This is a genomic window from Streptomyces halobius, assembly GCF_023277745.1.
GTDB lineage: Bacteria > Actinomycetota > Actinomycetes > Streptomycetales > Streptomycetaceae > Streptomyces > Streptomyces halobius.
In genome coordinates this window covers 474495-499453 of sequence record NZ_CP086322.1, presented here as the reverse complement: position 1 = coordinate 499453, position 24959 = coordinate 474495, and the positions used below count along the sequence as shown (strand labels likewise).

The following is a 24959-nucleotide window of genomic DNA, read 5'->3' as shown; positions in this document are numbered from 1 at the left end:
GGCCAGTACGCGCAACCGCGCATTCGAGAAAGTCCTAGGAGGCAGCGCCATGCAACTCTCGCTCCTTCGACCGCTCACCGAGCGACCAGGGCCCTGGGCATCGGTCTACGCCGATACCTCCCACGACACCGAGTACGCGGCCAAGCAGCTGACGCTCACGGCACGGGCGGCCGCCGCCAGGCTGGCCGAACTCGGCGCGGACGACGCCACCTGCGGCGCGGTGGAGAAGGCCCTGGCCGTCGAGCGCACCGGCGAGCCGGCGACGGAAGCCGGCCGCGCGTTGTTCGCCGCCGATGGCGAGGTCGTCCTCGACACCCCGCTTCCGGGGCCTCCGGCGGCACCGTCCGTGTCATGGGGACCGGTCGCCCGGATGACGCCCTTGATCGAAGCGGTCGGCGACGATCCGGTCTGCCTGCTCGTCTCGGTGGACAAGACCGGAGCGGACTTCGAACTGCACAGCGGCCGTGGCAGCGACGATGCCGGACAGGTCACCGGCGTCGAATGGGCGATCCATCGAGCGGGCCGGATCGACTGGTCCGAGCGCCACTTCCAGTTCAAGGCGGAGGAGACGTGGGAGCACAACGCCCGGGAGATCGCCGACAAGGCGCGCGAGGTGTTCGAGAAGAGCGGAGCCGCGGCGCTGCTGCTGGTCGGTGATCCGCGTGAGCGCAGGTCGGTGCACGAGAAGCTCCCTGAGCGGATGCGTGCCATGACGTACGAGAGCACGCACGGCCGGCGGGGGCCTGGCACAGATGGCGTGGTACTGGAGCGGGACATCGCCCAGGTCCAGGCCGTCCAGGAGCTTGAGCACGTCGCCGAGGTGACGGGCCGCTTCCGCGCGCGTGCCGAGCCCGCGGGCGGCGAGCAGCCGTACGCCGCGGAGGGCGTGCCTTCCCTGGTCGAGGCGGCCCGGGAACACCGGATCGATACGCTGCTCGTCAGCCACGGCCCGGATACGGCACGGCAGGTCTGGGTCGGCCCGGACCCGGACCAACTGGCTGTGCGCAGCTCGGAACTCCATTACCTGGGCGAGGCGCATCCGGCTGCGGTGCGCGCGGACGACGCGCTGGTGCGCTCGGCCGTGGCGAACGGCGCCGATGCGGTGGTGGTGCGCGAACCGGAAAACGCCCCGGCCGGGGGACTGGGCGCCATTCTGCGATGGACGGGATCGGAGCGCAGGTGAGCGAAGTGATGCCACGTCATCTTGATTGCGGCGAGGGCTTGCTGACCGGACGTTCCCTGCGCCGTGCAGAGACGGGCTGGTGAGACGGCTAGTGAGGGTAGCCGGTCGAGTCCTGGGGACATCGGCCGAAGACGCTGAAGGAGTACGGCATGGGCATCGGAAAGAAGACCAGGAACATCGGCCAGATCATCGAGGGCAAGGCCAAGGAAACGGTGGGGAAGGCCGTCGGCAATAAAGGCCTGGAGAGAAAAGGCAGGACTGAGCAGATCAGGGGCAGGGTGAAGCAGGCGGCGGAAAAGGGAATGCACACCTTCAAGCGATGACACTCGCGGCGCCCGCGGTCGGTGACCGCGGGCGCCGCGACCACCTGCGCCGGGCCCATGTCCGCGGGCGCGACCGTCATCTCCCGGCGGATACCCGACGCCCCGACATGGCGTGTGCGATGTGTGGAGAGAATGTGGTGACGATGGGGACGAGTGTTCGTTCGAGGGGGGCTGTGGGGCCTCGGCCGATGCGGGCCGGGTAGCGTGGCGGCGAAAGCCGAGCAGCTCAACGCACAGCGCAACCAGCATCACAGCACCGACACATCACGGGGGACACGACATGCCCACGCAGTCAGCCGACTCCGGCGCGCCGATCTACGACTGGCTCGTCAACGAGCACGGAGACGTCGTGGCGGAGAGCCGGGAAGCCGCGGAGCGGACGCAGCGCGAAGCGGAGCGGCTGCTGGACTGGAGCACGCTGCGGGTCTGACGCGCCGCGTCACTGAGATGTGCCGGGGCGGGCCGGGCGGAATGCCGCCCGGCTGTGGCGCTCACCGCCCGGGAACACCCGCGCGCAGTCCGTCCATGACGAGGTCCAGCAGGCGCCCGGCGCGCGACCGCCAGTCGCTGTGCGGGTCGATGTGCCAGAGCCCGGCGATGGCGAGCACGAAGTCGTCGGGGCTCACTCCCGGGCGGATGGTGCCGGCCTCCTCGTTCGCCTTGAGGAGCAGCGCGACGGCCGATGTCACCGGGCCGTGGCCCAGTCCGGCCAGGCTGCCGTGCGCGCTCGTGGCCTTGCGCAGCGCGTCGGCCAGGCCGGCTTTGGCCATGGCGTACTGGGCGAGGCGGTCCATCCACTCCCGCAGGGCCTGGTCCGGCGCGGCGGCCTCGTCGAGCAACTGGGCCGCGCTGTCGGCGACTTGCTGCACCTCGTAGCGGTAGACCTCCAGGACGAGTGCCTCGCGGTTGGGGAAGTTGCGGTAGAACGTCCCCTGCCCGACGCCCGCCTTCTTCGCGATCGAGCTCAGCGGGGCGTCTGCTGAGCGGGTCAGCTCCGCCAGCGCCACTTCCAGGATGCGCTCGCGATTCCGTTGTGCGTCCGAGCGCAGGGGTGCGTCGTCTTCCCTCTGCTGCACTCGTCCTCCTTCCGGAATCCGGAGTCACGGCCGGCTCGGTCTTGCTAACCGGACAACTGTCCGGTAGCGTCTGAAGAAATCGGACGATTGTCCGGTTAGGTTCACCATAGCGGCAGACGCGGCCGGCGGGCGACCGGTGGCTACCGCGTCCGTCAGCCCGTCCGCCGCGTACCGCCACAGGTTCCCCAGCTCACGCCGCTCTGTACAGCGCCACTTCCTTCCGAGCCGTCCGCGGGGACCGCCGGGTCCGAGCCCTCGCTCCCGCGTGACGGGGATCGCTCGACGCTCGCCCGGCCGCGCCGACAGCAGGCCCTCGCCTCGACGCCCGCCGCGCACCACACCCGCGAACGCAGCACCACACACGCGAAAGAAGGCTGCCATGGCACCACCGACGTCCAGTGCCATCACCCTGAACGTCAACGGCGAGAAGCACACGCTGCCCGTCGACCATCGCACCACCCTGCTCGACGCACTGCGCGAGCGGCTCGCTCTGCCCGGCACCAAGAAGGGGTGCGACCAGGGCCAGTGCGGTGCCTGCACGGTACTGCTCGACGGCCGCCGAGCCCTCTCCTGTCTGCAGCTCGCGGTGGCCGCCGAGGGGCGCGCGATCACCACCATCGAAGGTGTGGCGGACGGTGAGCGGTTGCATCCGGTGCAGCAGGCGTTCCTCGACCTCGACGGCTACCAGTGCGGCTACTGCACCCCGGGCCAGATCTGTTCGGCCCTCGCGGTGATAGCGGAGCATGCCGCGGGCTGGCCGAGCGCGGTGACCGCCGACGTACGGCCCGAAGCGGGAGTGCCGCCCCTGACAGCCGACGAGATCCGGGAGCGGATGAGCGGCAACCTCTGCCGCTGCGGGGCGTATGTGTCGATCGTCCAGGCGGTCGCGCGGGCCGCGGGTGTCGACACCGGCGAGACTCCGACCACGGCGGAGCGATCCGGCGGGCCCACCCCCGCCGGCTCGGCGGACGCAGGGACGGCGGCATGAGGGAATTCGGCTATCAGCGCGCCCTCGACGTCCCCGGCGCGGTGGCGCTGCTCGGCGCCGATCCCGATGCGCGCTTCCTCGGTGGCGGCACCAATCTCGTCGACCTGATGAAGACCGGGGTGGAGCGGCCCGCGCGGCTCATCGACGTACGGGAACTTCCCCTGGACGGGATCGAGGCGACGCGGGACGGCGGGCTGAGCATCGGGGCGACCGTCACCAACAGCGATCTGGCCGCACATCCCGAAGCCCGGCGCCATTACCCCGCGTTGGCGCAGGCTGTCCTGTCCGGCGCCTCGGGACAGCTGCGCAATATGGCCACGGTCGGCGGAAATCTGCTCCAGCGCACCCGCTGCGGCTACTTCACCGACGTGGCGAGGCCATGCAACAAGCGTTCCCCCGGCAGCGGTTGCCCCGCCATCGAGGGCGAGCACCACAACCACGCGATCCTCGGCGCCTCCGAGCACTGTGTGGCCGTCCACCCCTCGGACATGGGGGTGGCGCTCGCCGCCTTCGATGCCGTGGTGAGGTACGAAAGCGCCGACGGGCCAGGGGAGTTGCCCCTTGCGGAGTTCTATCTGCCCGTGGGCGGCACCCCGCATCTGGAGACCGCGCTGCCGCCCGGCGCGCTGATCACCGGCATCACCCTGCCGCCGAGTCCGGTCACCGCCGTCTCCCGCTATCGGAAGGTGCGCCAGCGCGCGTCGCACGCGTTCGCGATCGGCTCGATCGCGGCCGCCCTCGATGTCCAGGACGGACGGGTACGCGAAGTGCGGCTCGCCTTCGGGGCGGTGGCGTCCCGGCCGTGGCGGGCCCGGGGGGCCGAGCGGGTGCTGACCGGCGGGCCGGCGAGCGCCGAAGCGTTCGCCGCCGCCGCGGACGCCGAGTTGGCCGGCGCCGAGGCGCTGCCCGGGAACGGATACAAGGTGACGCTGATACGCAATCTCGTTGTGGCCGTGCTGACCGAACTCGCCGAGGAGGTCGCCTGATGACCACCACGACCGGAACCGCCGCGGTGACGCGGGCCGTCGGCGCCGCGCACACCCGAGTGGAGGGCCGGGACAAGGTCACCGGAGCGGCCCGCTACGCGGGAGACCTCCCCTTCGCCGAACTCGCCCACGGCTGGCTGGCGTTGACCACCGTCGCCCGCGGCCGCGTCCGCGCGGTGGAGTCCGCCCCGGTCCGCGCGATGCCCGGTGTGCTCACCGTCCTGCACCAGGGGAACGCCCCGCGGGTCGACGCGGACTACACGGGTGTGCTGGGGCGGCCCGACCCGATTCTGGAGATGTTCCAGCACGACCGTGTGCCGTGCGTGGGCTGGCCGGTGGCCCTGGTCGTCGCCGAAACGCCCGAGCAGGCCAGGGAGGCCGCCGAAGCGCTGGTCGTCCGGTATGACGAGGAGCCGCACGATGTCGACTTCTTCGCCGGGCGTCCGGGTACGTACACGCCGGAGGGTTCCCCCGGCGTGCAGGCGGAGACGGAGAAGGGTGACCTGGAGGCCCAACTCGCCGCGTCCGCCGTCGTCGTGGACGCGTCGTACACCACCCCGGAAGAGCACCACAGCCCCATGGAGCCGCACACCGCGATGGCCCGCTGGGACGGCGGCCGTCTCGAAGTCGTCGACTCCAACCAGGGCAGTATGTGGGTGGCCGAGGAGCTCGCCAAGCTGTTCTCCCTCGATCCGGCCTCGGTACGGGTGCGGTCGGAGCATGTCGGCGGTGCCTTCGGAGCCAAGGGGCTCCGGCCGCACCAAGTCGCGGCCGTGATGGCCGCGACCGTCCTCCGCCGCCCGGTCAGAGTCGCACTGACCCGGCGTCAGTTATTCTCGCTCACCGGCTACCGGAGCCCCACGGCGCAGCGGATCAGACTCGGCGCCGACCTCGACGGTCGGCTGCGTGCCTTCGACCACCAGGCGCGGAGCCAGACCTCGACAGTGCATGAATTCGTCGAGCACAGCGCCGCGTTGGGGCGGGTGCTGTACGACGCCGACGCGCACCACACCGTCAACCGTGTCGTACCGCTCGATGTGCCGACACCCACCTGGATGCGCGCGCCGGGCGTGGCGCCGGGCTCGTTCGCGCTGGAGTCCGCCCTCGATGAACTCGCCGGGAAGTGCGGTATGGACCCGATCGCGCTGCGGACGCGCAATGAACCGGAATCGGGGCCCGTCTCCGGGCTGCCGTTCAGCAGCCGCAATGTGCTCGCCTGCTTCGAGGAGGGCGCCCGCAGGTTCGGCTGGGCGGAGCGGGATCCGCGTCCCGGCATACGCCGCCAAGGGCGCTGGCTGCTGGGTACGGGCACGGCGGCGGCCACCTATCCCTCGGGGGTGGCTCCGTCCACGGCGGCGGTGACGGCGGAGGCGGACGGCACGTTCACCGTACGGATCACCGCGGCCGATGTGGGCACCGGGGCGCGGACCGCGCTGACCCTGGTCGCGGCGGATGCGCTGGAGGTGGATCCGGGGCGCGTCCGTATGCGGATCGCGGACAGCGACTTCGGTCCGGCGGTGCTCGCCGGCGGCTCGATGGGCACCCGCTCCTGGGCCTGGGCGGTCACCGCCGCGGCGACCGGACTGCGTGAGCAACTGGCCCTGGGCGGGGACATCCCCCCTCAGGGGATCACGGCCCGCTCGGACACCACCGCGGCAGTCGGCGCGCTCGCGAAGAAGGAGCGGCACTCCTTCGGAGCACAGTTCGCCGAGGTCACCGTGGACGTCACCAGCGGTGAAGTACGCGTACGGCGGATGCTCGGCATCTTCGCCGCCGGCCGGATCGTCAACCCGCTGACCGCCCGCAGCCAGTTCATCGGCGGGATGACCTGGGGTCTTTCCATGGCACTGCACGAGGAGGCGATCCGGGACCAGGCCTCGGGAGCCCATGTCAACGCCGACCTCGCGGGCTATCACGTCGCCGCGCACGCCGATGTACCGCTCATCGAAGCAGACTGGGTTGACGACCCGGACCCGGACGACCCGGTCGGGATCAAGGGCATCGGCGAGATCGGGATCGTGGGAGCCGCGGCGGCCATCGCCAACGCGGTCTGGCACGCGACCGGCATCCGCCATCGCGACCTGCCGATCCGCCCCGACCGTGTTCTGCTGGCGGGAACCGGACCGGGAGGAGACCGACATGCTTGACATCGCCGACGAGCTGAACCGATGGCTGGCGCAGGGCCGGGACTTCGCCGTGGCCACCGTGGTGGCCGTGGGCGGCAGCGCGCCGCGCCCGCCCGGCGCCGCCCTCGCCGTCGACAGCGAGGGCACGGTCATCGGCTCGGTTTCCGGAGGCTGTGTGGAAGCGGCGGTGTACGACCTGTGCGCCCAGGCGCTCCGGGACGGCCGGGCGGTGCTGGAGCGGTTCGGCTACAGCGCCGAGGACGCCTTCGCGGTCGGACTGACCTGCGGCGGGGTCATCGAGGTCCTGGTCACCCCGGTGCGCGGGGACGCGCCGGGCAGGCAGGTCTTCGCGGCGGCGCTGTCGGCCGCCGCCCGGGGGGAGCCGGCGGCCCTCGCCCGCGTGGCCCGGGGCCCGGCCGATCTGCTCGGCCGAGCGCTGCTCGTGCACCCCGACGGCTCGTACGAAGGCGGCCTCGGCGGGCATCCGGAGCTGGACCGTACGGCGGTGGGCGAGACCCGCGCCATGCTGGCCGCGGGGCGCACCGGCGGCTTCGACGTCTCGGAGAGCGGCACGCGCTGCGGGGCGGCCCTGACGGTGTTCGTCGAGTCGAGCGTGCCGCCGCCCCGCATGATCGTCTTCGGCGCCGTCGATTTCGCCGCGGCGCTGGTGCATACGGGCAAGTTCCTCGGCTACCACGTCACGGTGTGCGATGCCCGCCCCGTCTTCGCCACCCGCGAGCGCTTCCCCGAGGCCGACGACGTCGTGGTCGACTGGCCGCATCGCTATCTCCAGCGCACCGGGACCGACAGCCGTACGGTCCTGTGCGTGCTCACCCACGACGCCAAGTTCGACGTCCCCCTGCTGGAGACGGCCCTGCGGCTGCCGGTCGCGTTCGTCGGCGCGATGGGCTCGCACCGCACGCACGAGGACCGCAACCGCAGACTCCGCGAGGCCGGCGTCACGGAACGCGAACTGGCCCGGCTGCACTCACCGATCGGCCTCGACCTCGGTGCCCGTACGCCCGAGGAGACCGCCCTGTCCATCGCGGCCGAGATCGTCGCGGCGCGGCAGGGCGGCACCGGCCTTCCGCTGACCGGCTCGCGGACACCGATTCACCATGACGCGGACGAGCGGGGAGTCTGTGCGGTCGGATCGCATACGGCCGTATGACGAGACGTGGCCGTGAGGGCGGCGGACGGCCTCAACGGACTTCTCGCCCGTTTCCCGCCCGGCCTTCCCCGGCGTCAGAGCCACGCCCGGAAGGGCGGACAGGGCCTGCAGGCCCTGAGGAAACCGTCGCGGTCCGCGGTCGGCGGACTGGACGAGCAGACGTTCCTCGCCCTCCTGGATGGTGAAGCGCAGTCAGAGGCTGGGCTTCACCAAAATCCCTATGAAGGTGGGGGGTTGTGCGAGTGCGGGGGCGTGGTCGGCGTGGCCGAGGCCCGGCTGCCGGTCTTGGTAGCGAGGAGGGGACCGACGCGTGAACTCTACTCACGGGTCGGCCGGAAGGAGTTCTCCTCGGCGCTCCTGTTCGTCCCAGCACCGCGGCTCTAGGTTTCCCTTTGACCAGTCGGCGGCGCTCAACCCAACCATTCGTCTTCGACGAAGGAGCAGATGTGGAACGCCGTAGTCTTCTTCGAGCCGCCGCCGTCGGCGTCGGCACGGCAGCCTTCTCCGGTTCGCTCTGGCGACAGGCGGCCGCCTATCCCGCGCTCCCCGGCCCCGGCCCGTACGGGGATCTGCAGCCGGCCGACAGCAACGGCATCATGCTTCCCTCCGGCTTCACCAGCCGGGTGATCGCCCGCTCCACCCAGACCGTGCCCGGCACCAGCCACACCTGGCACAGGGCGCCCGACGGCGGGGCCTGCTTCGCCGACGGATCGGGCTGGATCTATGTCTCCAACGCCGAGATCGGCGGCGGAGGAGGCGGCGTCAGCGCCGTGAAGTTCGACAGCGGTGCGGCGGTCATCGGCGCGTACGGCATCCTGTCCGGCACCGACCGCAACTGTGCCGGCGGCTCCACACCGTGGAACACCTGGCTGTCCTGCGAGGAGGTCAGCACCGGCCATGTCTACGAGACGGACCCGTGGGGCGTGCAGGCGGCGGTCCGGCGGGACGCCATGGGCCGGTTCAACCACGAAGCGGCCGCCGCCGACCCGGTCCGCAAGGTCATCTACCTGACCGAGGACGCCTCCGACGGCTGCTTCTACCGCTTCGTGCCCACCACCTGGGGCGATCTGTCCTCGGGCACCCTGCAGGTCCTCAAGGAGGTCTCCGGCGTCCTGTCCTGGGCGAACGTGCCCGACCCGGACGGCAAGCCCACCCCCACCCGTGACCAGGTCTCCGGCGCCAAGCTCTTCAACGGCGGCGAGGGCTGCCACTATCGCTCCGACATCTGCTACTTCACCACCAAGGGCGACAACCGCGTCTGGGCCTACCACGCCGCCGACAACACCCTCGCCGTCGTCTACGACGACAATGTCACCGGCGCCCCGCTCACCGGCGTGGACAACATCACCGCCGCCACCGTCGGCGACCTGTACGTCGCCGAGGACGGCGGCAACATGGAGATCGTCATCATCACGCCCGACGACATCGTCGCCCCCTTCCTCCGGATCACCGGCCAGTCCTCCTCCGAGATCACCGGCCCGGCGTTCAACCCCGCGGGCAACCGTCTGTACTTCTCCTCCCAGCGCGGCACCACCGGCTCCAGCAGCGGCGGCATCACCTATGAAGTGACCGGCCCTTTCCGGACGTCCCTCTGATCCGCATCCGCTCATCCTCCGGATCCGCATCGGCCCGTCCCGCTGATCCTCACCCGTCCGTCCCTCCGATTTCCGGCCCGATCTCCGTCCCGCCCTGCGAGCGGTGGGTGTCGGCATACCGGCACCCACCGCTCCTCCGGGCGAGGCAGCGCCGGCCGGGCCGGGACGGGGCGCAGCCGACCCCGGCGCCCCACCGCGTCGCGCGCCGCCGTCCGGAGCCCGTGGCCGGTACGGGTCGGATCTCCAGGCCAGGGACCTTCGGCCCTCCACCGGCGGCCGGGTGGGGGACCAGTCTGGAAGACGGGGCCCAGTTTGGAAGGTGGCACGGCCATGACACCGAATCACTCCGACGAGCCGAACACCGTGATCCGCTCGACCACGCCGACCGCGGACAGCCACGACGCGCGGCTGACGCTGCTGGAAACACAGGTACGGACCCTGGCGGACGCGGTCCGGACCCTCGCGCAGGGTATGGAGAAGATCCCGACACAGGACACGCCGGACGAAGAGGCGGCACGTGGCGCCCGGCTGGCGCACGAAATCCTCCTCGCGCAGGGCCTGTAGGTGCCGGTTCTTGCGGCTTCCCCGGTTTCTCCGTCGGTTTCCGACGGTCCGCGACAGCGGTGTGCCCGGCGGCTCATCCCTTGAGCACACCCAGCGGGACCAGGCGGGCGACCAGACGTCCCAGACCGTTGTGCTCACCGGCGCTGACGACCGCGTCGACGTCCTTGTACGCCCCGGGTGCTTCCTCGGTCACGCTGCGCCATGAGGTCGGCCGCACCGTGACGCCCGCGTCGGCGAGCTCGGAACGCAGCACGCCGGACGTGATCTCCCGCTGTGCCCGGTGCCGGCTCCACACCCGGCCGGCGCCGTGGCAGCAGGAGTCGAACGCCTCGTTGTCGGCGACCCCGGTCAGGACGTATGAGGCGGTGCCCATCGTGCCGGGGACGAAGACCGGCTGGCCCACGGCCGCGAGGTCGGGCGGGAGGTCGGGATGGCCGGGCGGCAGCGCCCGGGTGGCGCCCTTGCGGTGTACGCACAGGGTCCGGCGGGCCCCGTCCGTCTGCCGGGTCTCCAGCTTGGCGAGGTTGTGCGATACGTCGTAGACCAGGTCCAGGTCGGCGCCGGTCACCGTCCGGAAGGCGCGCCGCGCGGCGTCGGACAGCCACTGACGGTTGGCCCGGGCGTAGTTGGCGGCCGCCGCCATCGCCCCCAGGTAGCCGCGGCCCTCGGGGGAGTCGACCGGGGTGCAGGCGAGCTGCGCGTCGGGCACCGAGATGCCGTAACGGCGCTGTGCGGAGTCCAGCCGGCGGACGTGATCGCCGCAGATCTCGTGGCCGAGGCCGCGCGAGCCACAGTGGATCATGACGCAGATCTGACCGGCCCGGAGGCCGAACGCCTCGGCGCACCGCTCGTCCAGGACGGCGTCGACGAGCTGGATCTCCAGGAAGTGGTTGGCCGATCCCAGGCTGCCGACCTGCCGGGCGCCCCGCTCCAGGGCGCGCTCCGCGACCTGTGAGACATCGGCGTCGTCCACCGCGCCCTGGTCCTCGCAGCGGTCCAGGTCGCGCGGCACCCCATGGCCGTGTTCGACGACGTAGCGGGCGCCGCCGCGCAGCACCTCGTGCAGCTCGGCGCGGCCGGGCGGCTTCCACAGGCCGCCGCGGCCGAGGCCCCGGGGGATCACTCGGTCGAGCCGGTCCATCAGCGCGGGCATATGGGGCAGCAGACCTTCCTGGTCCAGGTCGGCGGCCAGCAGCCGTACCCCGCAGGAGATGTCGAAGCCGACGCCGCCCGGGGACACGACCCCGCCTTCGGCGACATCGGTCGCGGCCACGCCACCGATCGGGAAGCCGTACCCCCAGTGGATGTCGGGCATGGCGTAGGAAGCGCGGACGATGCCGGGCAGTGTGGCGACGTTGGCCACCTGCTCCAGCGACTTGTCCCCGGGCTCCAGCGGCAGCAGTTCCCGCGGTGCGAAGGCCACGCCGGGCACCCGCATGCCGTCGGTCTGCTCGATCCGCGACCGCCAGGGGCCGTCCTCGACGAGCCGGATCTCCACCGTGCCACCTCCTCCCCGCGGGACGACCCCGAGAGCCGGGGGACGTCCCTGCGGGACCGGCGTCACACGTCCAGTGTGACGTTGCATGCCCAGCGGTCCGCCTCCTGGGCGAGCCGGAGCCCATGCATGGACACCGCCTTGGGAACGGCGCCGATCTGCCCCACCACATCGGTGCTGACCATCTCGCACCGCAGCCGCACCCCTGCGCCGGCCGTGGTGACCTCGACGTCGACGGGCAGCTCCCCGTTCGCCTCCATCCGGTAGATGACCTCTTCGATCACGGCGGCCAGCAGCCGTGCGTCGGAGTCGGCCCGCACCTCGCACTCGCGCCTGACCGCGGCGGTGGGCGCCGAGGTTTCGGTGAAACTGGCGAGCACACCGCGTACGGCCTCGGCGATGCACTCCTCGCGGGTGACCGCCCATGCCTCTACGCACAGGTCCGCGGTGTGCGGCACACTGCGGTGGCCGCACACCGGCGACTCCTGGGGGGACACCCGTCGTCCGCGCTGTTCGTCCGGGCGTTCAGCCCTTGATCTCGATATGGCGCGGCTTGGCCACCTGCGCCTTGGGGATCGTCACCGTGAGGACGCCGTCGGCGAGGGACGCGGTGACGTCATCGGTCTTGACGCCGGCGGGCAGCGACGTGCGGTACGTGAAACGCCCGGTGGGCCGGCCGCGACGGCGCAGCACGCCCGCGTGCTCGCGTTCCTTGAGCTCCCCGGAGACGCACAGATCGTGCTCGGAGACCTCGATGTCGATGTCCTCGCGGCGTATGCCCGGCAGCTCGCACTCGATCTCGTACGCCTCGTCGGTCTCGTGCATATCCGCCAGCGGGGACCAGGTCATCGGCTCGGCCAGGAACGGCCTGGACGTGGCCGAACCGAGAAACTCGTTCATCCGCTCGAACAAGTCCTCAAAGTCGGCTGCCATCGGCTCGGGCCACCGGAATCCGCGCTCCAGGCTGCCGGGGCGATGTCGTATGGGCAGTGTCATCGCGGGTCACCTCCGCGAAGAGACAGCAGGAACAGTTCCTCCTCTTCCATGCTGGGCGTTGTCATCCTGCCCGTCGAGTCGGGGCCGGGGCCCCGGAACGCCGACGTCGTACCCCGCTCCGGCCGCTCTTCCATGATCGCGCGCTGCGGCAGGAGCGGTCCGCCGGAGTTTTCGACGGACAAGATGCGACCGCGACTACGCGGTTGCCCGAATCCGGGGGACCATGGGAGCACTGCGAGGTGCAGGGGACACAGGCACAGCCTGCAGCGAGCAGGCCGCACAGCGCTCACCGGCGGAGGGAGCCTGGGATGAGCACAGCCGACCCCTTCGGTTCCGCGGCCGATCTGACGGCCGGCGGGCCGCTGCCGCGCAGTGGGCTGCTGGATCTGCTCGGTGTCGCGGCGGTGGTGCTGGACGCCGAGGGGCGGATCGTGCTGTGGAGCCCGCAGGCCGAGAGGCTGTTCGGCTATACCGCGCAGGAGGCGCTGGGGCAGTACGCGGGGCGGCTGCTGGTGCACGAGCGCCACCTCGACCTCGTGATCAGTCTCTTCGCCGAGGTGATGGGCACGGGCCAGAGCTGGGCCGGTGCCTTTCCCATACGGCACAAGGACGGCAGCACCCGGCTGGTGGAGTTCCGCAATATGCGACTGCTGGACGACCGGGGTGACTTCTACGCCCTCGGCATCGCCACCGACGAGGCGGTCCTGCGCCAGGTGGAACGGGATGTGGCCCTGTCCTCGCGGCTGGTCTCGCAGTCCCCGATCGGGCTGGCCGTCCTCGACACCGACCTGCGCTATCTGGCCGTCAACAAGGCGCTGGAGCGGATGAACGGCGTCTCCGCCGAGCAGCATCTCGGCCGGTCGGTCCGTGAGGTGCTGCCGTTCGTGGAGGCCGATGCGATCGAGGCCGCGCTGCGGCAGGTCCTGGAGTCCGGCAGCCCCCTGGTGGACGAGTACACCGTGGGACGCACCCCCGCCGACCCCGACCACGATCGCACCTGGTCGATCTCCTGCTACCGGCTGGAGGACCCCGGCGGGCGGGTTCTCGGGGTGGCCTCGTTGGCGGTGGACGTCACCGACCGGCACCGTGCGGCCACCGAGGCGGCCCGCGCCCGGCGACGCCTGGCCATCCTGGCCGACGGCTCCGCCCGCATCGGCACCACGCTGGAGGTGGAACAGACCGCCCGTGAGCTCGCCGACGTCGCGGTGCCCGAGCTCGCCGACGTGGCGGCGGTGGACATCCTGGACTGCGTCCTCGAACACCACCACGGCGTCCGGCGCCCCACGACACCCGGCGACTGCCCCGCGCTCTTCCGGGCCCTCGCGGTGCAGTCCGCCTATCCCACCGACGCGGTCCGCGCCGCCGACCCGCCCGGCCATCTCGCCAGCTACGGACCCGACCGGCTGGTGACCCGATGCGTACGGACCGGCCGGCCCCTGCTGATACCCCATGTCGACGAGCGGGACCTGTCACATATCGCCCGTGACTCCGAGGCCGCCGCCCTGCTGGCCCGCGCCGGCATCCACACGTACCTCACGACGCCGCTGATCGCCCGTGGTGAAGTGCTCGGCGCGCTGGGCCTCACCCGCGCCCGCAACCCGCTGCCCTTCGACGAGGACGACCTGACCCTGGCCGGTGAACTGGCCGACCGGGCCGCGGCGTGCATCGACAACGCCCGCCTCTACCAAAGCCTGCGCAACACCGCCGTGACCCTCCAGCGCAGCCTGCTCCCGGGCGACCCGCCGCAGCAGACGGACCTGGAGATCGCCACCCGCTACCAGCCCGCCGAAACCACCATTGAAGTCGGCGGCGACTGGTTCGATGTCATTCCCCTCGCACAGGACAAGACCGCGCTCGTGGTGGGCGATGTGATGGGCAGCGGCATCAACGCCGCCACCACCATGGGCCGGCTGCGCACCGCCACCTCCACCCTGGCCGACCTCGACATCCCACCGACCGACGTGCTGCGCCACATCGACAAGATCACCGCCGGTCTGGAGCAGTACGCCACCTGCGCCTACGCCGTCTACGACCCGCATCAGGCGGTATGCCACATCGCCCTCGCCGGCCATCTGCCCCCGGTCCTGATGCGCACCGGCGAGCCCCCCGAACTGCTCGACCTGCCCACCGGCGTGCCTCTCGGCGTCGGCGGCGTCCCCTTTGAATCCACCACCTTCGGCCTGCGCCCCGGTGATCAACTGGTCCTCTACACCGACGGTTTGGTGGAGACCCGCCATCACCCCATCGACGAACGCCTGGACCTGCTGCTCCGCCTGCTCAACACCCCCGACCGCACGCTGGCGGACACCTGCGACCGGCTCCTTGAAGCACTGCGTGATCCGGACGACCACGACGACGTCGCGGTACTCATCGCCCGGCCCCGGGCCAGGTGTCCGTAGGTCGTCACGTATGGCCGGACCGCTGCGACGCCTTGGTTCGGCGCCCACACCCTGAACGCCCGTACCCGGGAAGGCTGATACATGCCTCAGACGGACGAACGAGCCAGCTGGTCGTCCAGGGCGCGGCGGAGCCACTCATGGGTGGCGCCGAGGGTCGGCTCCGCCGGTCCGGACGGCGGGGCGGTCACTTCGGCCGTGAGCTGCCAGTAGCGGTCGATACGGGGGTCGGCGGCAAGCCGGCCGCTGAGTTGGCGGCGGAAGCCGGGAGTGTCCCGGGAGCCGGATGCCTCGGCAAAGGCGGAGACGAAGCAGTCGAGTGCCTCGCCCTCGTGCGGCGGCAGCTCTGCCCGCATGCGTGCCGAAGCCAGCGTGCACGCTTCGCTGAGACCTTCGTAGAGCACGACCGGACGGTAGTCGTGGTGGTGGGGTTTAAGCTGGCGGCGCCCGGATGTGAAGCAGGGGCTGTTGACGAACTCGTTCAGCCGGGCGAAGGCCAGTACCTGGGACGGGGTCGGATCGGCGGGGGGCCGCGGAACCGACCAGTCGATGATCGCGGAGGCCAGCCGGCCCGGGAGCCGCGGCGGCAGCCAGCACCGCCAGAAGCGCGCCAGCGCGGCCGTGCTGGGCGGGGCAGACATGGCGCCGATCAGGCGCAGCCGGTCGGCGCGTTCGTCGGGCGTGCAGTCCTGGAGCAGCTGGAGGGCGGCCTCCCGCCAGCGCAGGGCGGCCAACCGCGAACCGAGTTCCCGCAGTTGCCCCGCGATGACATCCTCCAGCGTGTCCTCCTGGTCGAGGACCCGGCTCACCTCCGGGACCGGCAGATCAAGGGTGCGCAGCGAACGGATCAGGCGGAGCCGGTCGAGCGCCTCGGGGCCGTACCGGCGGTGGCCGCCGGTGCTGCGGCCGGCCTCGGGGAGCAGACCGCGATTGGAGTAGAAACGGACGGTCCGCACAGTGACGCCCGCATGCTCGGCGAGCTCTCCGATGCTCCATATGCCGTCAGGGGACACGGCTTGAACCTCCCTCAGGTGGAGTTCTTACCGTACCGGCGAGCGCGGACGGCCGGTTCGGCCGCCCCGTGGATCACGAGGTGCGAGGAGGCAATCATGACGACGTTTGTACTGGTCCCGGGCCCCCGTTGCGGCAGCTGGGTATGGGAGAAGGTGGCCGCCCGGCTGCGGGAGTCGGGATCCGAGGTGCATCTGACGACCCTCACCGGCTACGGTGACCGCCGCCATCTGGCCGGACCCGAGACGGACCTGGCGACCCATGTCGAGGATCTGGTGCAGCTGATCGACCATGTGGCGGCGCCGGAGCTGGTGATGGTCGGCCACTGCTACAGCATCCATCCGGTGTGGGGCGCCGCCGACCGGCGTCCGGAGCGGTGCGCCCGGCTCGTCTGCGTGGACGGGGGCATGCCCCAGGACGGTCACTCGCCGGTCGACGGGCTGCCCGACGAGCTGCGCGAGAGAGTACGGCTCCGCATCGAGCAGGCCGGGGACGACTGGCGTCTCTTCCAGCCGTCGGCCGAGGACCGGCACACCTGGGGCAGCGTGGACGGTGTCCCCGAGGAGGTGCTGGCACGGCTGCACCGGCTTGCCGCGCCGCAGCCGGTACGCACGCTCACCCAGCCGCTCCGCCTGTCGGGGGCAGCCGCCAAGCTCCCGTTGACGGGTGTCCTGTGCACCCGCAACGGCATGAACATCGGCATGGTCGAGGCCGCGGTGGCATCGGGGGAGCCGCAGTTCCGGATGCTCACCGACCCCCGGGTGGGTTTCTTCGAACTCGCCACCGGGCACTGGCCGATGCTCTCCGCCCCCGACGAACTGGCCGATGTACTGCTCCGGGCCGTCGCGGGAGAAGGACACCGGGTCGGGTGTTGAGGGGCGGAGGGCGAAGGGCGGACGTCGAGGGTCGGACGATGAGCTGCGCTCCGGCCCGGGGCCGGTGGGAACGGCCATGGGGTGACGGCCATGGATTGTTCCCACCGGCCACCGGCGTCGGGCGGCTCCGCACCGTCCGGCCGGGCAGCTGCTCGCCGTCCGCTACTCGCCGTCCGCCGTGGGGCGCGGCGCGTTCACCGGCGGCAACGCCGTCAGCCGTGGCAGCAGTTGGGCGGTGAGCAGGGTGGACAGCGCCGAGGTGTCCGTGCCGGTGCCGTCGGTGCGGACGACCACCGGCTGCGGGGCCTTCCCGGCCAGGATCGCGCCGACCTCCAGCCGGCGACGGGCCAACTCGTACTGGAGCACCGCACGGTTGTCGCGGTACGCCTGCGCGAGGCGGCGCTGGGCGCGGGCCTCGTTCTCCGCGGAGATCAGTCCGCTGCGGCCGCGCGTCTCGATCTCGAAGCGGACCTTCTGCGCATTGGTCTCCTGCTCCTCCAGAAGCTGGGCCACCGCCTCACGGGCCTTGTTGAGCGCGGCCTTCACCTCGACGATGCGCGCGTCACGCACCTTCTTCGCCCGCTCGATGTCCATCTGCAGGCTGTCGATGCGCCGCTTACGGGTCAGACCCCACTCCTGCTCGTAGGCGGTCCGTTCCTTGGCGACCCGCTCCCGGGTGGCCAGGTGCTGCTGGTACTGGGCGGGCAGCTGTACATCGGGGATGTTGGAGCCGGTGATGCGCACTCCGTAGCGGGAGAGCTGACGGTTGAGCAGCTCCTGCATATCGGCGACGTCCGAGCCGCGCAGGTCATAGGCGCTTTCGGTCTGCACCCTGCGGCCACGCTGGCGGATGGCGTCCTGCACCGCGCTGGAGAGCACCAGGTCGAAGTTGCCCGCCCCGATGGTCCGTACGAACAGCACCGCGTCGGTGATCCTGAACTTCAGGAAGAACTCGATCGAGCGGAGCGGCACGTTCTCCCGGGTGGGGCAGGCCACCACCGGGGCCGAGTACGGGATTTCGGTGGCGGTGTCCACCACGAAGTCCACGCGCGACCACGGGTGCCACAGATAGTGCCGGCCGGGTTCCAGGGTGCGGGTCACCGCGCCGTAGCGGGTGAGCACACCGTTCGTGCCCTGCTCGATCTCGGCGATGGACGAGCGCCACCACCACAGCAGACCGGCCAGCAGCAGAAGCGTCCCGCCGATGTAGCTGAGGACGGCCATCGCGCCGTAGGCGACACCGACCGTGCCATCCGGTGCCCCCAGATTCAGCATCACGCCGGTCAGCAGCCCGAAAACCCCGAGCCACAGCAGCACCATCCACCACAGCCTGCGCCGATGGCGGGGGATGATGACGGGGACCAGCTTGCCCGCCTCGCCGCCGCGCAGCAGCTGGCGGATCTCACTCCAGGGCGCCACTTCCTCGGAAATGACCGACCTGTGGTTGCGTGTGGTGCTCACTGGGCGTCCCCCTCGGCTGCGTTCCCGTCCTCATGTGCGGCACTGCCGTGCCCAGGTGCCGCACCGTCCTGCTCCGGCTCCGCCGTCCCGCCGGAAGCGGCGGGTACGGTCGGCCGCTCGGCCTCCAGCAGCGCGGCGATCTCCTCCTCGCGCCCGGAGATCCGGTCGGCGACCTCCGCCAGCCGGGCGCGTACGGCGGCCATGTCCGCGTCCGTGAACAGCTCGGTGCCCCGCTCGCCGACCAGCTCCCGCGCCAGCGCCAGGAAGTCGACCCCTGCGGCGCCGTCGGCGCCGGACTCGCCACCGATCCGCACCAGCCGCGGCAGATGGTCCGCGACCTCCTCCAGCGTGTCCAGCACCTGCTGCTGGTAGCGGTACTCCAGGATCTCCGGGGCCTCGGCCGCGGTCACCGCGCGGATGTCCAGCGCCTGCGCCTCCAGCAGCGCCGCGTTGGCCTTCGCCTCCGACTCGGCCTGCACATACCGCTGCCGGGCCAGTGCCTCGGCGCGGTTGGTCTCCCGCTCCACGGCGGTGTCCATCTGCGCCTGGTACTGCGCGATATCCGCCATGATCGCGGAGAGCGTCTCCTGACGGGACGCCAGCTCCTTGGTCAAGTCACCCTCGTCCTGCTCCTTGCGCAGGTGGAGGGCGTATTCGTGGGTGTAGGCGTCCTTGGCGACCCGCACCATCTCCGGCGCCGCCAGGTCCATGCGGTACGCGCGGTCGGAGGGCTCGGCATGGGTGATGTTGGCGTTGGTCAGCTCCACAGCGGGCCGGAACTGCTGGTTCAGCTGCTCCAGCAGCCGCCCGGTGTCCTCGCCCACCATGTCGTAGATACCGGCGGCCTCCTGCTCGTAGATCAGGCTCCGGATGGTCTCGCTCACCGCGTTGCTCAGCTTCTCCTCGAAGCCGCGCACCGCACCCAGCGTGTAGACGAACTCCACCGGGTCGCTGATCCGGAACTGGATGAACAGATCGATGGAAGCCTTCACCCCGCCCTTGGTCGGCGCCTCGCGCACCGGCGCGTTGAACGGGTACTCGCGGGTCGTGTTGATGATGTACGACACCCGCTTCCAGGGGTTGAGCAGGATCACCCGGCCCGGACCGACCACCTGCTCCAGCTTCCCGAAGCGGGTGATCAGCGCCTGGCAGCCGTCCGGCACCATCACCATGCCCTGCCGCCACCACACGAAGGCGACCGCGGCCAGCGACAGCACCCAGTAATGGATCCCGAAGAGCGGGTGGGTGAACGCACTGCCGCCGGCGGCGGCAATCACGGCGCTCGCCACCACGCCCACCACCAAGAGGAGCAGCACCGGCAGCATGCTCAGGATCGAGCGGCCACGCGGAATGACCATCGGGCAGATCGCATGGACCTGCTGCCCGCCCTCGCGCTGCTGCTCGCTGCGGTTGAGCGCCTCCCGCGCCTCGTCCAGCGGCACGGTCTGCTGCGTCATGATCGTGTCGATGGTGCCGCCCTGTTCGCGGGCGGCGGGGAAGTCGGCGGGGTCCATGCCGTCGCCGTGCGACTCCCCCATCTCGGTCTCCGCGCCGGACATACCGGCCTCGGCGGCCTCCTCCGGCACCCGGCCGACGTCGAGCCCGCTACGGCGCCGTAGCTCTTGCTCGGCGGCCCCGCTCAGGTCCCCGCCTTCGGACACCGCCCGCGCGAACCTCCGCACGCTCTGGCTGCCTGCCACAAATCCCCCTTTGTCTCCTGTTACGTGATCAGCTGTGCATGCTGTGAGCCGGTGAATTCTGTGATTCCTGTGAACACAGCACCACACCATCCCATCGCATGCCTCCTGGGCGGTACAGGGCGGGGTACGCGCGACGTGGCATGCCATGCCACGGACGGCCCCGGGTAGGGTCGCCGCGGTCGGGGGGAGAGGTGCCTCAAGCGTGGAGTCGTAGTGATCTGGATAGGTTTGGCCGGTTTGGTGGTGGCGACGGTCTGCGCGTATCTGGCGCGCACGGCGAACGCCCGGGCCCGTGCGATGGAGAGCACCGAGACCCTGCCGGTACAGGAGCTGAAGGCGCTGCACGGGGCGGCCGCGGAGGCCGCCGGCGCCGGGCACTTCCGCTATCGCTGCGAGGTCGCCGGCCAGGCGCAACCCCACAAGAACGGTGCGCTGCGGTCCGAGCTGGAGGGCCTGGAGTGTGTGTGGCACAAGCACAAGATCACCCGCAAGTTCGAGGAGACCTACCGCGACAGCAACGGCAACCGGAAGCGCAGGACCCGTACGCAGGTGCTCTCCGAGCATTCCAGCTCCACCGCGTTCTTCGTCGCGGACGGCACCGGAAAGATGGTGATCCGCCCCGGCGATCACGAGGTCACCGGGGCGGAGAAGGTCCTTGACCGCTTCGATCCCCACACGGGCGGCGGCCACCGCCTCGAACTCGGCCCGCTGAGCCTGGACCTCGGAGGCGGCAACGGAACGATCGGCTACAAGCGCGAGGAATGGATCGTCCGCCCGGGAAGCCCCTGCTACGTCCACGGCGAGGCCGGCGACGCCGACGGCCGCCTCGCGATCGGCGCCCCGGCCGAAGGCGGGGTCTTCATCATGTCGGTCAAGTCCGAGGAGCAGCTGCTCCGCGGCGAGAACCACAAGGTCCTGGGCTTCGGCATCGGCACCGCCGTCGCGGCCGTCGCCGGAGTCGTCCTCCTCGTGGTCGGCATCCTCAGCTGACCCGCCGGGCGTGCGCGGACGCCTGCTGCGCGCGGCCTGCAGTTGCCGGCCGCCAAGGCGAAAGCCGGCGAATGGGAATGACGCCGGTGGCACGTCAGAAGGCGGGGCAGGCGTTCTCCGAGTCGTTCCGGTAGGTGCGGTAGAGGGGCAGCGGGCTCTGGCCGCCGGGGCGGCCGGCCGTCGGGTACTCGACGACCGGTACGGGTTTGCAGACCGCCCACTGGTCGTTCTTGCCCGGTCCCTCGAAGCCGTAGGTGCCCCCGGCGCCGACCAGACAGGAGCTGCAGGTGTCTCCGGCGATGGTCGGGATGATGAGGGTGTTGTAGACGTCATGCGCCGTGGGGATGCGGAGGGACTCCGGGGTCTGTTCGCCGCTCTCGTTGATCTCGGTGAAGGTGCGGTCCACGGCGTTGGCGAGCAGCGCGAAGCCGTCGTGGTACATGACGGCATAGCCGTCGTCGAGCGGCTTCGGGCCCAGTTCGTGCTGCTTCCGTAGTTCCTCGAAGCGGTCGAGGAAGCGGCCGAGCGCCTTCTCGGGCTTCTTCTTCCCGGCCCACCAGGCGGGATCGACCGACGCCGCGTCAACGATCGTGGCCTGCGCCTCGTGCAGCCAACGGGTGGGGGCGCCCGCGGTGAGCGCGGGCTCCAGGCCGATGCCGACCTTCAGGATGCGCAGCGTCGTGGTGCGCCCGCAGGTGCCCTCCTGGGCCAGCCGCTCGATGAAGGCGGGCAGGTCCCGGTCGCGGCCGGCGAAGAAGACGGTGTCGGACTTCTCGTTGCAGATCTTCAGTACGGCATCGGTGAACCGCCGGGGGATGCCCTTGTCGGTGCCGGAGGAGCCGGTGAAGTTCGAGTGGTGGTTGGCCAGGTCGTACGCCGTGCCGAAGTGCTCCTCGAAGATGTCGCGCAGATTCTGCGAGTAGACGTCCTCCGCGCGGTTGTCCAGGACCAGGAACCCCTTGCGCTTCCCCGGGTTCTTGTCCAGGTAGCGCGCGAGGGCACGGGCGAACTGGTCGTTGTTCGGCGAGGTCTTGAAGAAGTACGGGGCGTTCATGTTGGCCGCGGTGATGACCGGTCCGACGATGGGGATGCTGTGCTCGCTGAGCGCGGTGATCGTCTCCCGTGTCTCCGGTGTGCTGCTCGGGATGCCGGTCACGCCGACCAGCGGCGTCCGGGTGTCCTTGGCCAGCTCGGCGAGCCGCTCGACGACGGGCCGCCACTGGTCGAGGTTCCGGCCGTCGGGGGCGAGCAGCAGCTGGTAGTGCGGTCCGGCGAAGCGGTTGGCCTCTCGCTGAGCGGCCAGTGCCCCGGCGAGACCGCGGCGGATCATGTCTGTTGTCATCGCGCTGTGCTTGTCCGCGGTGAACGGCATCATCAGCGCGATCCGTACGTAGGGGATCCTGGGGCCGTTGCCCGGGGCCTCCCAGCCCTGCTTCACCTTCGCGTTCTCGTCCGCCACCGCCTCGATGAGGCTCTGGACGCCCGGGTCGGCCTCGAAGGCGCCCGCGGTGACGCCTACGCAGTCCCCTCCGATGTCCCGCAGATCCGCACCGCACCGGCCGGGGCCGCGCACGAGGCTGACGAGGAGGGTGATCACGAGGACGGCGAGCACGCCGAACCCGAGGACGGCCAGCCACTCGACCGGGCCCCACTCGCGGGGATGACGACGGAACAGACGGAGCAGCATGCTTCCTCACTGACCGGGGACGGGGAAGGGGAGCTTCTTCCGGGCCGCCGCGGGCCAGCTGCGGGCGGCCTGGCCCAGGACGGCGTGCCAGGACGGGTGCCGCGGTGAGAGGAACGCCAGCTCCTCGCCGACCGCCTTGCACAGATCCGGGTCCGGCTCGGCGTGCGGCTCGGACACCTGCCACAGGGCGTGCAGCAGGCGGTTGATGCAGCGCTCGATCTCGTGCAGTTCCGCGTACCGGCCGTCGTGCGCGCCGAGCGCGACCTGCGTCCGTTCGTCGGTCCACTCTCCGGCGGGTGGCGCGGGCGGTGTGGGCGCCGTGGCGGCGTACCGCAGACACCGCAGCCAGTGTGCGGCGGCCTGTGCGTCCTGCTCGGACTGGAACTCCTCCGCGAGCGTGGCCACCACCGTCTCGGCGTTCCCGGCCGCGAGCGTGTGCCGCAGCGCGTCCGCCTCGCCGCTCTCGCCGCGCTGGGCATGGTGCATCCGCAGAAAGCGGTGGATCTCCTGCCAACCACGGCCGTCATCGGCTCCCCGCGAGGTGCGGCGCGCTTCGTGGACGAGCAGTGTCTGCAGCAGGGCGTCGGTGACCAACGGCCGGTCCGGAGGGGTGAGTTGCTGCCACTGCTGCTCTTCGAGGTAGTCGGTGGCGGAGTTGGCCGGCAGCTGATCGGGACCCTGGAGACGCAGATGGCCGGCCAGCGCCTCCGCCGCCGTGCTGTCGCGGGCGAGCGAGAGCAGGGTCAGCCGGTCGCGCTGGCGCCGGTCGGGAAGCAGCCGTTCCAGCAGCGCTTCGGTGACGGGGCGGCCGTCCGGAGTGCGCAGTTCGAGCAGATTGCGCGGGGCCACGCTGACGCCCTTCTTGGTGGCGTCCAGGACCGCCGCGCACAGCACGGTGGTCGCCGCGGGATGCCCGCCGGTCAGGGAGTGCACGGCGGAGGCCAGATAGGGGTGCAGTGGCCGGGTGGGCCGGTCCGGTACGAGGAGGGGCAGGATGTCGTCCCGGCTCAGCGGGGCGAGCGGAACGGCGAGCAGACCGGCGGACGGGGCGAGGCCCTGGCGCTCCCAGCCGGAGGACGTCACCAGGTCCGGGAGATCGCGGCGGATCGCGGCGGGTGCGTTCTCGGGCAATCCGCCGAGCCGGGTGGCCACGACGACGAGCTCCTCGTGGCCGGGGCGTTCCGGCATCGCACGGTGCTCAAGGAGCAGGTCGAGGAAGTCCTGCCCGGCCGGGCGGTGCGCGTCGTCGAGCAGGACGAGCGGCCGGGGCTCACGGTTCCATCGCTGCAGCCGCCCGTAGGAGGAGGCGACATCATGCAGAAAAGCGGCCATCAGGGACTGCTCGGCCGCATGCCGGAAGTCGCCGCCCTGCTGGAACCACTCCCCGAGGAGCACCAGCGGGTCCTGCCCCTCCGCGCTGCGCGGAAATCGGCGCCGGTACCACTCCTGCGCCGCGGCCGGCTGATACCGCTCGGCGTACTCCGCCACCACGGCGGCGGTCACCGCGTCCTGGCCCGCCGCCGCCATCGCGTCCTGGCTCTCCGCCGCTCCGACGGCCTCCAGCCGGCCTTCGACGGCGGTGGCCCAGGTGTGCCGCAGCGCGTTCTCGTCCCCGTCGGCGAGGCGGCAGGCACGCAGCAGCCGGGCGTACCGCAGGCATACCGCGTCCCGCTGCTCGGCGTTGCCCAGCCGCCATCCGGAGACCGCGAACAGTCCGGGCGTCAGCACGGGGAAGCGCCGGCGCAGCCCGGGTGCGAGCCCGCACACCAGCTCTGCCAGGATCTCGACGAAGGTCGAGGCGGCGGCCGTGCCGTCGGCCTGGACGGGCGGGAAGGTGCCGGGCTCGGTGGCCACGGCCCGGACGTGCGCGAGCGGCAGCCGGTCCCGGTAGTGCGCCGCCAGGGCCGTGAGGACGGCGCTGCGCCCCATGCCGTGGTGCCCCGTCACCAGCACCACGGGCAGGTCGCCCCGGTGCTCCCGGGGCGCACGGGACCGCTCGCCGTAGGCCAGGCCCGTCAGCCGGGGGAGGAGCGAGCGCAACAGCGGATCACGGCCGTAGAGGCGGGACCGGGACGGGGCACCGGTCTCGGGCAGCGGCAGCGGGTCGCCTTCCGATGTGCGCATCTGGCTGCGTCCCGCCTCCGTTGTCCGTTGCTGACCGGCAGACGCGCCTCGGAGGCGGACGGCACCGCTCCCCCGAGACACAGCCGCTGACATCCGTACCAACTACACCTGTAGCTGGAGAACTTACCGGTGCCGCACATCTCCCGCCAGGTGAATCCGGGACTGTGTCATGCGGTTGTGACCAGTGGGACGCGCAGCGTACGAGGGCGGGG

Annotated in this window: 21 protein-coding genes; 12 read left to right on the top strand and 9 right to left on the bottom strand. The window is 71.3% G+C overall.

What is annotated here, in order from left to right:
- Positions 1–49 precede the first annotated feature (49 nt).
- The 3 genes from K9S39_RS02235 (at position 50) to K9S39_RS02225 (ending at position 1936) form a co-directional block, all read left to right on the top strand.
- A complete protein-coding gene (locus K9S39_RS02235) occupies positions 50–1183 on the top strand; it encodes a baeRF2 domain-containing protein (RefSeq protein WP_248861623.1) in 1134 nt (377 codons plus the stop codon).
- A gap of 149 nt (positions 1184–1332) precedes the next feature.
- On the top strand, positions 1333–1506 hold the full coding sequence (locus K9S39_RS02230; RefSeq protein ID WP_248861622.1) for a CsbD family protein: 174 nt from the start codon (positions 1333–1335) through the stop codon (positions 1504–1506).
- A gap of 280 nt (positions 1507–1786) precedes the next feature.
- Positions 1787–1936, top strand: a complete 150-nt coding sequence (locus K9S39_RS02225; protein WP_248861621.1) for a hypothetical protein — start codon at positions 1787–1789, stop codon at positions 1934–1936.
- A 61-nt stretch (positions 1937–1997) separates the two neighbouring features.
- On the opposite strand, the gene K9S39_RS02220 is transcribed toward K9S39_RS02225, so the two are convergent.
- Positions 1998–2582, bottom strand: coding sequence for a TetR/AcrR family transcriptional regulator (locus K9S39_RS02220; protein ID WP_248861620.1), 585 nt, complete (start codon positions 2580–2582; stop codon positions 1998–2000).
- A gap of 379 nt (positions 2583–2961) precedes the next feature.
- Between K9S39_RS02220 and K9S39_RS02215 the strand changes: the two genes are divergently transcribed.
- The 6 genes from K9S39_RS02215 to K9S39_RS02190 all read left to right on the top strand — a co-directional run bounded on the left by K9S39_RS02215 (position 2962) and on the right by K9S39_RS02190 (position 10012).
- The gene (locus K9S39_RS02215; protein ID WP_248861619.1) at positions 2962–3570 is read left to right on the top strand and encodes a (2Fe-2S)-binding protein; all 609 of its coding nucleotides are present in this window, start codon (positions 2962–2964) and stop codon (positions 3568–3570) included.
- Entirely contained in the window at positions 3567–4556 is a 990-nt protein-coding gene (locus K9S39_RS02210) for an FAD binding domain-containing protein (RefSeq protein WP_248861618.1), read from the top strand. The genes K9S39_RS02215 and K9S39_RS02210 overlap by 4 nt, the downstream gene beginning before the upstream one ends.
- Positions 4556–6703 (top strand): xanthine dehydrogenase family protein molybdopterin-binding subunit, encoded by a 2148-nt coding sequence (locus tag K9S39_RS02205; RefSeq protein ID WP_248861617.1) that lies wholly within the window; start codon positions 4556–4558, stop codon positions 6701–6703. Before K9S39_RS02210 ends, K9S39_RS02205 begins: the two co-directional genes overlap by 1 nt.
- On the top strand, positions 6696–7853 hold the full coding sequence (locus K9S39_RS02200; RefSeq protein ID WP_248861616.1) for an XdhC family protein: 1158 nt from the start codon (positions 6696–6698) through the stop codon (positions 7851–7853). The genes K9S39_RS02205 and K9S39_RS02200 overlap by 8 nt, the downstream gene beginning before the upstream one ends.
- Before the next feature lie 446 nt (positions 7854–8299).
- Positions 8300–9448: an alkaline phosphatase PhoX gene (locus tag K9S39_RS02195; protein WP_248861615.1), complete on the top strand. Its 1149-nt coding sequence runs from the start codon at positions 8300–8302 to the stop codon at positions 9446–9448.
- Between the two features lie 330 nt (positions 9449–9778).
- On the top strand, positions 9779–10012 hold the full coding sequence (locus K9S39_RS02190) for a hypothetical protein (protein WP_248861614.1): 234 nt from the start codon (positions 9779–9781) through the stop codon (positions 10010–10012).
- A gap of 73 nt (positions 10013–10085) precedes the next feature.
- On the opposite strand, the gene K9S39_RS02185 is transcribed toward K9S39_RS02190, so the two are convergent.
- From K9S39_RS02185 to K9S39_RS02175, 3 genes are all read right to left on the bottom strand, one after another.
- On the bottom strand, positions 10086–11510 hold the full coding sequence (locus tag K9S39_RS02185; RefSeq protein ID WP_319949523.1) for an RtcB family protein: 1425 nt from the start codon (positions 11508–11510) through the stop codon (positions 10086–10088).
- Positions 11511–11572: 62 nt separating this feature from the next.
- Positions 11573–12004, bottom strand: coding sequence for an archease (locus K9S39_RS02180; protein ID WP_248861613.1), 432 nt, complete (start codon positions 12002–12004; stop codon positions 11573–11575).
- Between the two features lie 28 nt (positions 12005–12032).
- The gene (locus tag K9S39_RS02175) at positions 12033–12503 is read right to left on the bottom strand and encodes an Hsp20/alpha crystallin family protein (protein WP_248861612.1); all 471 of its coding nucleotides are present in this window, start codon (positions 12501–12503) and stop codon (positions 12033–12035) included.
- A 308-nt stretch (positions 12504–12811) separates the two neighbouring features.
- Here K9S39_RS02175 and K9S39_RS02170 point away from each other — a divergent pair, with 308 nt between their 5' ends.
- Entirely contained in the window at positions 12812–14902 is a 2091-nt protein-coding gene (locus K9S39_RS02170) for a SpoIIE family protein phosphatase (RefSeq protein ID WP_248861611.1), read from the top strand.
- Positions 14903–14988: 86 nt separating this feature from the next.
- Here the strand turns inward: K9S39_RS02170 and K9S39_RS02165 are convergent, their stop codons facing one another.
- A complete protein-coding gene (locus K9S39_RS02165) occupies positions 14989–15912 on the bottom strand; it encodes a helix-turn-helix domain-containing protein (protein WP_248861610.1) in 924 nt (307 codons plus the stop codon).
- Between the two features lie 96 nt (positions 15913–16008).
- Here K9S39_RS02165 and K9S39_RS02160 point away from each other — a divergent pair, with 96 nt between their 5' ends.
- The gene (locus K9S39_RS02160; RefSeq protein ID WP_248861609.1) at positions 16009–16785 is read left to right on the top strand and encodes an alpha/beta fold hydrolase; all 777 of its coding nucleotides are present in this window, start codon (positions 16009–16011) and stop codon (positions 16783–16785) included.
- A gap of 162 nt (positions 16786–16947) precedes the next feature.
- Here the strand turns inward: K9S39_RS02160 and K9S39_RS02155 are convergent, their stop codons facing one another.
- Together K9S39_RS02155 and K9S39_RS02150 are read right to left on the bottom strand one after the other, a co-directional pair.
- Entirely contained in the window at positions 16948–18246 is a 1299-nt protein-coding gene (locus tag K9S39_RS02155; protein WP_248861608.1) for an SPFH domain-containing protein, read from the bottom strand.
- The gene (locus K9S39_RS02150) at positions 18243–19946 is read right to left on the bottom strand and encodes an SPFH domain-containing protein (protein ID WP_248861607.1); all 1704 of its coding nucleotides are present in this window, start codon (positions 19944–19946) and stop codon (positions 18243–18245) included. Before K9S39_RS02150 ends, K9S39_RS02155 begins: the two co-directional genes overlap by 4 nt.
- Positions 19947–20159: 213 nt before the next feature.
- On the opposite strand from K9S39_RS02150, the gene K9S39_RS02145 reads away from it, so the two are divergent.
- Complete coding sequence (locus K9S39_RS02145) at positions 20160–20936, top strand: E3 ubiquitin ligase family protein (protein ID WP_248861606.1); 777 nt, start codon at positions 20160–20162, stop codon at positions 20934–20936.
- Between the two features lie 94 nt (positions 20937–21030).
- On the opposite strand, the gene K9S39_RS02140 is transcribed toward K9S39_RS02145, so the two are convergent.
- Both K9S39_RS02140 and K9S39_RS02135 read right to left on the bottom strand, forming a co-directional pair.
- Positions 21031–22623, bottom strand: coding sequence for an ABC transporter substrate-binding protein (locus tag K9S39_RS02140; RefSeq protein WP_248861605.1), 1593 nt, complete (start codon positions 22621–22623; stop codon positions 21031–21033).
- Positions 22624–22629: 6 nt separating this feature from the next.
- The gene (locus K9S39_RS02135; protein ID WP_248861604.1) at positions 22630–24747 is read right to left on the bottom strand and encodes an ATP-binding protein; all 2118 of its coding nucleotides are present in this window, start codon (positions 24745–24747) and stop codon (positions 22630–22632) included.
- Positions 24748–24959: the final 212 nt, after the last annotated feature.

Excerpts from the sequence above, each read along its gene's own strand:
- K9S39_RS02190 (WP_248861614.1), top strand. The coding sequence starts at position 9,779 with ATGACACCGAATCACTCCGACGAGCCGAACACCGTGATCCGCTCGACC.
- K9S39_RS02140 (WP_248861605.1), bottom strand. The coding sequence starts at position 22,623 with ATGCTGCTCCGTCTGTTCCGTCGTCATCCCCGCGAGTGGGGCCCGGTC.
- K9S39_RS02175 (WP_248861612.1), bottom strand. The coding sequence starts at position 12,503 with ATGACACTGCCCATACGACATCGCCCCGGCAGCCTGGAGCGCGGATTC.
- K9S39_RS02205 (WP_248861617.1), top strand. The coding sequence starts at position 4,556 with ATGACCACCACGACCGGAACCGCCGCGGTGACGCGGGCCGTCGGCGCC.
- K9S39_RS02230 (WP_248861622.1), top strand. The coding sequence starts at position 1,333 with ATGGGCATCGGAAAGAAGACCAGGAACATCGGCCAGATCATCGAGGGC.
- K9S39_RS02215 (WP_248861619.1), top strand. The coding sequence starts at position 2,962 with ATGGCACCACCGACGTCCAGTGCCATCACCCTGAACGTCAACGGCGAG.
- K9S39_RS02235 (WP_248861623.1), top strand. The coding sequence starts at position 50 with ATGCAACTCTCGCTCCTTCGACCGCTCACCGAGCGACCAGGGCCCTGG.
- K9S39_RS02225 (WP_248861621.1), top strand. The coding sequence starts at position 1,787 with ATGCCCACGCAGTCAGCCGACTCCGGCGCGCCGATCTACGACTGGCTC.
- K9S39_RS02210 (WP_248861618.1), top strand. The coding sequence starts at position 3,567 with ATGAGGGAATTCGGCTATCAGCGCGCCCTCGACGTCCCCGGCGCGGTG.
- K9S39_RS02200 (WP_248861616.1), top strand. The coding sequence starts at position 6,696 with ATGCTTGACATCGCCGACGAGCTGAACCGATGGCTGGCGCAGGGCCGG.
- K9S39_RS02170 (WP_248861611.1), top strand. The coding sequence starts at position 12,812 with ATGAGCACAGCCGACCCCTTCGGTTCCGCGGCCGATCTGACGGCCGGC.
- K9S39_RS02135 (WP_248861604.1), bottom strand. The coding sequence starts at position 24,747 with ATGCGCACATCGGAAGGCGACCCGCTGCCGCTGCCCGAGACCGGTGCC.
- K9S39_RS02160 (WP_248861609.1), top strand. The coding sequence starts at position 16,009 with ATGACGACGTTTGTACTGGTCCCGGGCCCCCGTTGCGGCAGCTGGGTA.